The 6503-nt window shown below is 60.6% G+C and carries 4 protein-coding genes; 2 read left to right on the top strand and 2 right to left on the bottom strand.

Annotated elements, in window-relative coordinates:
* The coding region (gene gyrA, locus NW809_RS09895) for a DNA gyrase subunit A (protein WP_414402039.1) at positions 1 to 1786 on the bottom strand (1786 nt) is incomplete at its 3' end.
* Between the two features lie 301 nt (positions 1787 to 2087).
* On the opposite strand from gyrA, the gene NW809_RS09900 reads away from it, so the two are divergent.
* Entirely contained in the window at positions 2088 to 3785 is a 1698-nt protein-coding gene (locus NW809_RS09900) for a SulP family inorganic anion transporter (RefSeq protein ID WP_414402036.1), read from the top strand.
* A 67-nt stretch (positions 3786 to 3852) separates the two neighbouring features.
* Positions 3853 to 4692 (top strand): DUF6671 family protein, encoded by an 840-nt coding sequence (locus NW809_RS09905; protein ID WP_414402037.1) that lies wholly within the window; start codon positions 3853 to 3855, stop codon positions 4690 to 4692.
* Positions 4693 to 4819: 127 nt separating this feature from the next.
* On the opposite strand, the gene NW809_RS09910 is transcribed toward NW809_RS09905, so the two are convergent.
* A complete protein-coding gene (locus NW809_RS09910; protein ID WP_414402038.1) occupies positions 4820 to 6400 on the bottom strand; it encodes an iron uptake porin in 1581 nt (526 codons plus the stop codon).
* Positions 6401 to 6503: the final 103 nt, after the last annotated feature.

Consider the following 6503-nt stretch of genomic DNA (forward strand, 5'->3'; position numbering starts at 1 on the left):
GCAGCAACTGGACGATGGCGCTGCCGCGGGCGGTGCGGCTCCCCTGCGGGATCTCGTAGGCGGGCAGGGTATAGACCATCCCCCGATCCGTGAAAAAGAGGATAGTGTCGTGGCTGCGACAGGCAAAAAACTGCTCGATGGCATCGTCGTCTTTGATGCGGGCGCCGGCCTTGCCGCGGGTGGCCCGCCCCTGCACCTGGAACTCTTCAAGGTCCATGCGCTTGATGTAGCCCTGCTCGGTGAGGAAGATGACCGTCTCGCGGTTCTCGATCAGATCGGCAACCTTGAGCTCACAGTCTTCCAGGCAGAGGCGGGAGCGGCGCGGGCTGGCAAAGCGGCTCTTGAGCTGCTGCAGCTCTTCGCTGATGATCTGCATCACCCGCTCCCGGCGGGCCAAAATATCCCGCAAATCGGCAATTTGCCTCACCAAGTCTTCGTGTTCGGCCTGGATTTTCTCCGCTTCTAGGGCGGTGAGGCGGCGCAGTTGCATCTGTAAAATGCCATCGGCTTGCGCTTCGCTCAGGCCCAACGTTGCCTGCAACTCAGCTCGGGCTGTGGCGGCATCGGCGGCTCCGCGGATGAGGGCGATCACCCGATCCAACTGCCCCAAAGCCAAAAGGTAGCCCTGCAACAGGTGATCCCGCTCTTCGGCTTTCTGCAGCTCGTAGCGGGTGCGCCGCTCGATCACCTCTGCCCGAAAATCCAAGAAAGCCTGCAGTGCGTCCCGCAGCGTCAGAGTGCGCGGCTCGCCGTTGAGGATGGCCAGCATGTTGACCCCGAAGTTGCTCTGCAGGGGGGTTTGCTTGTAGAGGTTGTTGAGCACCACCTGAGGCTGAGCATCCCGCTTCAGCTCGATCACCACCCGCATGCCCTCGCGGTCGCTTTCGTCGCGGATGTCGGCAATGCCCTCCAGTTTTTTCTCGTTGACCAGCTCGGCAATTTTTTCAATCATGGCTGCCTTGTTGGTTTGGTAGGGCAGCTCGGTGATGATGATGGCCTCCCGCGTCGGTCGGCCCCGCTGCTCGATGGTCTCCACCGTGGCCACCCCCCGCAAGGTGATGGAGCCGCGCCCGGTAGTATAGGCTTCGCGGATGCCTTCCTGGCCCATGATCAGCCCGCCGGTGGGGAAATCGGGGGCCGGGATCCACTGCATCAGCTCCAGGCTGGTCAGGTTGGGGTTGTGGATGAGGGCGATCAGGCCGTCCACCAGCTCTCCCAGGTTGTGGGGCGGGATGTTGGTGGCCATGCCCACGGCAATGCCAGAAGAACCGTTCAACAGCAACTGCGGGATCCGCGCCGGCAGCACCAGCGGCTCCTGCTGGGATCCGTCGTAGTTGTCGATGAAGTCGACGGTGTTGGCGTCGATATCCTGCAGCAGGGCTTCCTGGGCAAAAGCGGTGAGGCGGCACTCGGTGTAGCGCATGGCCGCCGGCGGGTCGTTGTCGATGGAGCCGAAGTTGCCGTGCCCGTCCACCAGGCGCTCCCGCATGGAGAAGTCCTGGGCCATGCGCACCAGGGCTTCGTAAACCGCCTGATCCCCGTGGGGATGGTATTTCCCGATCACATCCCCCACGACGCGGGCGCACTTGCGAAAAGGGCGATCCGCCGTCAGGCCCAGCTCGTGCATGGCGTAGAGGATGCGGCGATGCACCGGCTTGAGGCCGTCGCGGGCATCCGGCAGAGCCCTCCCGACAATCACGCTCATGGCGTATTCCAGGTAGGACTGCGCCATCTCCCGCTGCAGGTCGGTGGAGATGATGCGCGCGGTCAATTCGTTGTCGCTCATGGGTGGGGGTAGAGGTGAGGGATCCCGGTCGGCTTGGGCGCGGGCACGGTTCGAGGTTACAAAGCTGTCGCAGCAGCAATCGCCATTGCCGGCCAACGGTCGGCAACCCAGGAAACTAAAATAAAGTGCGCCTGCGTCTAGTCTACCATTGCCTTTTGCCGGGGCAGAGGGAGTTGCCCGGAGCCGCCCCCTGTCCCAAGGGGATCCCTGAAGACATTTATAGATAAAAATCTATCCTCTAATCGGGGCGTTATGGTAACGCTCAATGATAGGCTGCCTATAGCATTGAGGGCAGTGGGGCATGTTGGGCCAAGTGACGGGGCAAGGTGGGGGAGTGCTGGCTTGGCGTCGGCGTCTGAGCCTAGAAAACTGGCGTGGGGATCTCTTCGGTGGCCTGACGACGGCTATTGTCTCGCTGCCGATGGCCCTGGCCTTTGGGGTGGCTTCTGGTGCCGGGCCGGTGGCGGGCTTGTATGGGGCGGTGTGTGTGGGCTTTTTTGCTGCCCTGTTCGGCGGCACTCCCACCCTCATCTCCGAGCCCACCGGGCCGATGACGGTGATGATGACGGCAGTCATTGCCAAGGTTACCGCCAGCTATCCGAACCAGGGACTGGGGCCGGCCTTCACGGTGGTGATGGTGGGGGGCCTGTTTCAGGTGCTGTTTGGATCCCTGAAGCTGGGCAAATACATCACCCTTATGCCCTACAGCGTCATCTCCGGCTTTATGTCGGGGATCGGCTGGATCATGATTTTGCTGCAGATCCCGCCCCTTTTGGGCCACGCCAGCCAGGGGGGAGTGATCGGGGCGGTGCAGAACCTGCCGACCTACCTGCTCAATCTCAAGTTCCCGGAACTGGGGTTGGGGCTGCTGACCCTTGCGATCCTCTTTGGCTATCCCAAGCCTTGGCGAAGAGTGGTGCCGCCCCAGTTGGTGGCCCTGGTGCTGGGAACGCTGGTGGCCAACTTGTTCATGGCTGACTGGGATTTGCGGCGCATCGGGCCCATCCCCACCGGCTTGCCCCAGGTGCAATGGCCGCAGTTGCCCTTTGCTTCCCTGGCCAGCTTGGTGTTGGACGGGGTGGTGCTGGGCATGCTGGGCTGTATCGACACCCTCTTGACGGCGGTGATTGCCGACAACCTCACCCGCACCCGCCACGACTCCGACCAAGAGCTGATCGGGCAGGGGATCGCCAACCTGGTCTCCGGCTTCCTGGGGGGCTTGCCGGGGGCGGGGGCGACCATGGGCACGGTGGTGAATATCCAGTCAGGGGGACGTACGCCCTTGGCGGGCATCACCCGCGCCCTCATCCTCTTGATGGTGGTGCTGTTTGCCGCTCCCCTCACCCAAGGGATCCCGATGGCGGTGCTGGCGGGGATCGCCTTTAAGGTGGGGGTGGATATCCTCGACTGGAGCTTCCTGAAGCGGGCCCACCGCCTCTCCCTCAAAGGGGCAGCCATTATGTACGGGGTGATGTTCATGACGGTGTTCGTGGATCTCATCGCCGCCGTGGGGGTAGGGGTATTTGTGGCCAATTTGCTCACCATTCAGCGTCTGAGCGAGCTGCAAGCGGAAGAGGTGAAAGCCATTACCGATGCGGACGATGCCGTAGATCTCACCCCGCGGGAAAAGGAATTGCTGCGCCAGGGCCGCGGTCAGGTGTTGCTATTTTACCTGAGCGGGCCCATGATCTTCGGGGTTTCCCAGGCCATTTCCCGCCAACACCAGGCGGTGGCCTCCTGCCAGGCTTTGGTCTTGGATTTGTCCGATGTGCCGATGCTAGGCGTTTCGGCGACCCTCTCCCTGGAAAATGCCATTCGCGAGGCCCTAGATCGCGGCAAACAGGTGTGGATCGTCGGCGCCAGAGGCCGCATCCGGCAGCGCTTGGAAAGCCTACGTTTGCCCCTGCCGGCGGAGCGGTTTGTGGAAAGCCGAGAGGCCGCTTTGGCCGAGGCCGTCGCCCACTTGGGCTTGGCGGCAAAACCCAGCCCCCTAGTTTGAGCCCTCCGATGAGCCCAACAAGAAAGCTGCAGACTTCGTTTGCCGGATCGGGGTCAGTTCTGGATCTATGCACTGGAAAGGTCGGGTTGCCTACTTGGCAACCCTGCATCGCAAAGAGCAGGTGATCGGCCCTCTCTTGGCCCACCACCTGGGGATCCAGGTGCAAGTGATACCTCTGGACACCGACCAACTGGGCACCTTCTCGCGGGAGCGGCCTCGGCCAGGGGATCCCATCCACACCCTACGCCTGAAAATTGAGAGAGCCCGCCAAGCTCATCCCGCCTCTTTGGTTTTGGCCAGCGAGGGATCCTTTGGCCCCCACCCCCAGATCCCTTGGATCCCTTGGAATCAGGAGTGGGTCATGCTCAGGGTTTTTGAACCCGGCGCGGAGCCCTTGGAGCTGGTCGGCTATGCAGAGAGCACCCAAACCAATTTCAGCCATCGCTGGGTGCAGAGCTGGGCAGAAGCGCTGGACTTTGCCCAAAGGGCGGGTTTTCCCCAGCACGCCCTGATCGCCCTCGACCAGCCAGAAAAGCCCCAGGTTATCCACAAAGGAATCCAAGACGAAGCAACCCTGAAGCAGGTGGTGGGGGAGCTGCTGGCTCGGCAGGGTGGCCTGCATCTGGAAACCGACATGCGGGCCCTGTACAACCCAACCCGGCTCCAAGTCATCGCAGCCGCCACCCAAAACCTAATCGCCAAAGCCCAAAGCCTGTGCCCGGCCTGCGGCACTCCTGGCTACTGGCAGATCCGCTCGGTCTCTGGACTGCCCTGCGGTCAATGTGGCGCTCCCACCCCCGTGGCCAAGGCTTGGGTATATGGCTGTTCCCGCTGTTCCCACACCCACACCGAGCCTGTGGCAGAGCCCTGGGCAGATCCCGCTCAGTGTGCCTTTTGTAATCCCTAGCTTTGTCCCAAGCTTGACGTCAAGCCCAGGCTTTCATCCCCCCAGAGGGGCTGATGTAAGAAAATAGGGATCCAACCCAGTGGATCCCTACTTAGCAACTTGGATGTCAGCGCAGGGATTTTAAGAACTAGAAAGTAAACACAGCTCGCAAAGCCCCCACGCCAATGGTTGGGTCGTTGTCTCCGGGTCTGCCGCCATTGGGGTTGCTCACAAAGTAGGCAGCAGGCGTTAGAGTAATGTACTCGTTGACCGGGAAGCTGTAGTAGACGTCCACAACGAAGGGGCGAGTATCCCACACTCCGTCGTTGTCTGTGGTCACGATTGGCTGCCCAAATACAATCCCGCCTGTGGCACCCTCCACAAAGAGGTCAGGGAAAACAAAGCCAAGGAGGAAACCATTAAAGTTTTCCTCACCCGGATCCACAGTGCCAGCCGGTACCACATTGGGCAGGTTGTAATCCACATTGCCAGCCGTAAACCAGCCAGACAAGGTAATGCGAGGGCTAAGCTCCCAGTTGGCTGCGACTGTAAAGGCGTTTACCCGCGCAGAGACATCGACCTGCGTTCCTCTTACCGGCCCGCGGAAGAGACTTTTACCCGTGGCCAGGAAGGTGGGGCCGTCATTTGCTTGCTGCAGATAGGTACTGGCAAACTGCAGGTAAATCTCTAGATTTTCATTCGGCAGGAAGCCCAGCTCCACCACGTGGGCACTGTCGCTACCGGTTATACCGCTGTCGCCGAAGCCGTTGCCCAAGGCTTGAGCGTTCCTGGTGCTGTAGGCGTAGGCTAAACGAAACTGGTCGCTCAAACGGTAGCGAAAACCAAATAGGGTTCCGCTGGGCACATCTGCCGTAGAGTTGGGAGCATCGGCAAAGTCCGACAGGGCATCAAAGGGCGTGCTGTACTGCAGAACGCTCCCCACTCCCGTACCCGTAATGCCTGTGTAGATAGTAGCAGCGCGGTCGAAAGCAGGGAATTGATAAACCAGCTGGGCCAGGGTGAAAGTGCCACCGCCACCACCGCCAAACTCAAGGCCGGGATCCCCTTCAAAGAACTCAGTCACAGCGTTGCGAGCTTGGAGACGAATGCGCAGGCGATCGCGACCTACAAAAGAAGCATCGAAGTTCAAGCGTACCCGATAGGGAAGAGTCATGTTGGCTTGGTTTTGCTCTGCTACTACCCTCCCATTAACAACTCTGTCTTCCGTGAGAGCGCTGCCTACAACAGCGGCGATGACTTGAGCATTCAACTTGGTAACCGGGTTGAAGACCTTCCCTTTCAAATCAGTAACATCGGCTTCCAGGGCATCCACCCGCCCGCGCAGGGCTGCCAGCTCAGCAGCAAATTCCTCTTGCAAGCGCTGCAGAGTGGCCAAGTCTTCCTTGGAGACTTTGTCGGCCAAACCGGCTGCAATCAACTCATTGATGCGATCCAAGCAGGCGTTCATACCGGCGGCAAACTCATAGCGGGTCATGGCCCGGTTGCCGCGGAAGGTGCGGTCGGGGTAGCCGGCAATACAGCCGTAACGCTCGACCAGAGATTGCAGTGCTTGGAAAGCCCAGTCAGTAGGCTGCACATCAGAAAGTTCAGAGATGGAGGTGACGGGCCCAGTAGCTTGGGCATAGGCCACTCCAGGGGTCAAGACTGCTGCTGCACCCAGGGTGCCGGCCAGCAACGTTTTCCAGTAGTTCGCGTGTTTCGCGGGCATGTTTCTCTCCTTGTTCTGTGTCCTCACACCTGTCTCGGCTGTGGCGATGTCTTCTAGAGGTAGTCAACTGTCTAACTCAAGCACGAGTCTGACAACTGCGGAC

Source organism: Synechococcus sp. WC101 (assembly GCF_047461555.1).
In the GTDB taxonomy this organism is placed as follows: domain Bacteria; phylum Cyanobacteriota; class Cyanobacteriia; order Thermostichales; family Thermostichaceae; genus Thermostichus.

Excerpts from the sequence above, each read along its gene's own strand:
- NW809_RS09900 (WP_414402036.1), top strand. The coding sequence starts at position 2,088 with ATGTTGGGCCAAGTGACGGGGCAAGGTGGGGGAGTGCTGGCTTGGCGT.
- NW809_RS09905 (WP_414402037.1), top strand. The coding sequence starts at position 3,853 with ATGCACTGGAAAGGTCGGGTTGCCTACTTGGCAACCCTGCATCGCAAA.
- NW809_RS09910 (WP_414402038.1), bottom strand. The coding sequence starts at position 6,400 with ATGCCCGCGAAACACGCGAACTACTGGAAAACGTTGCTGGCCGGCACC.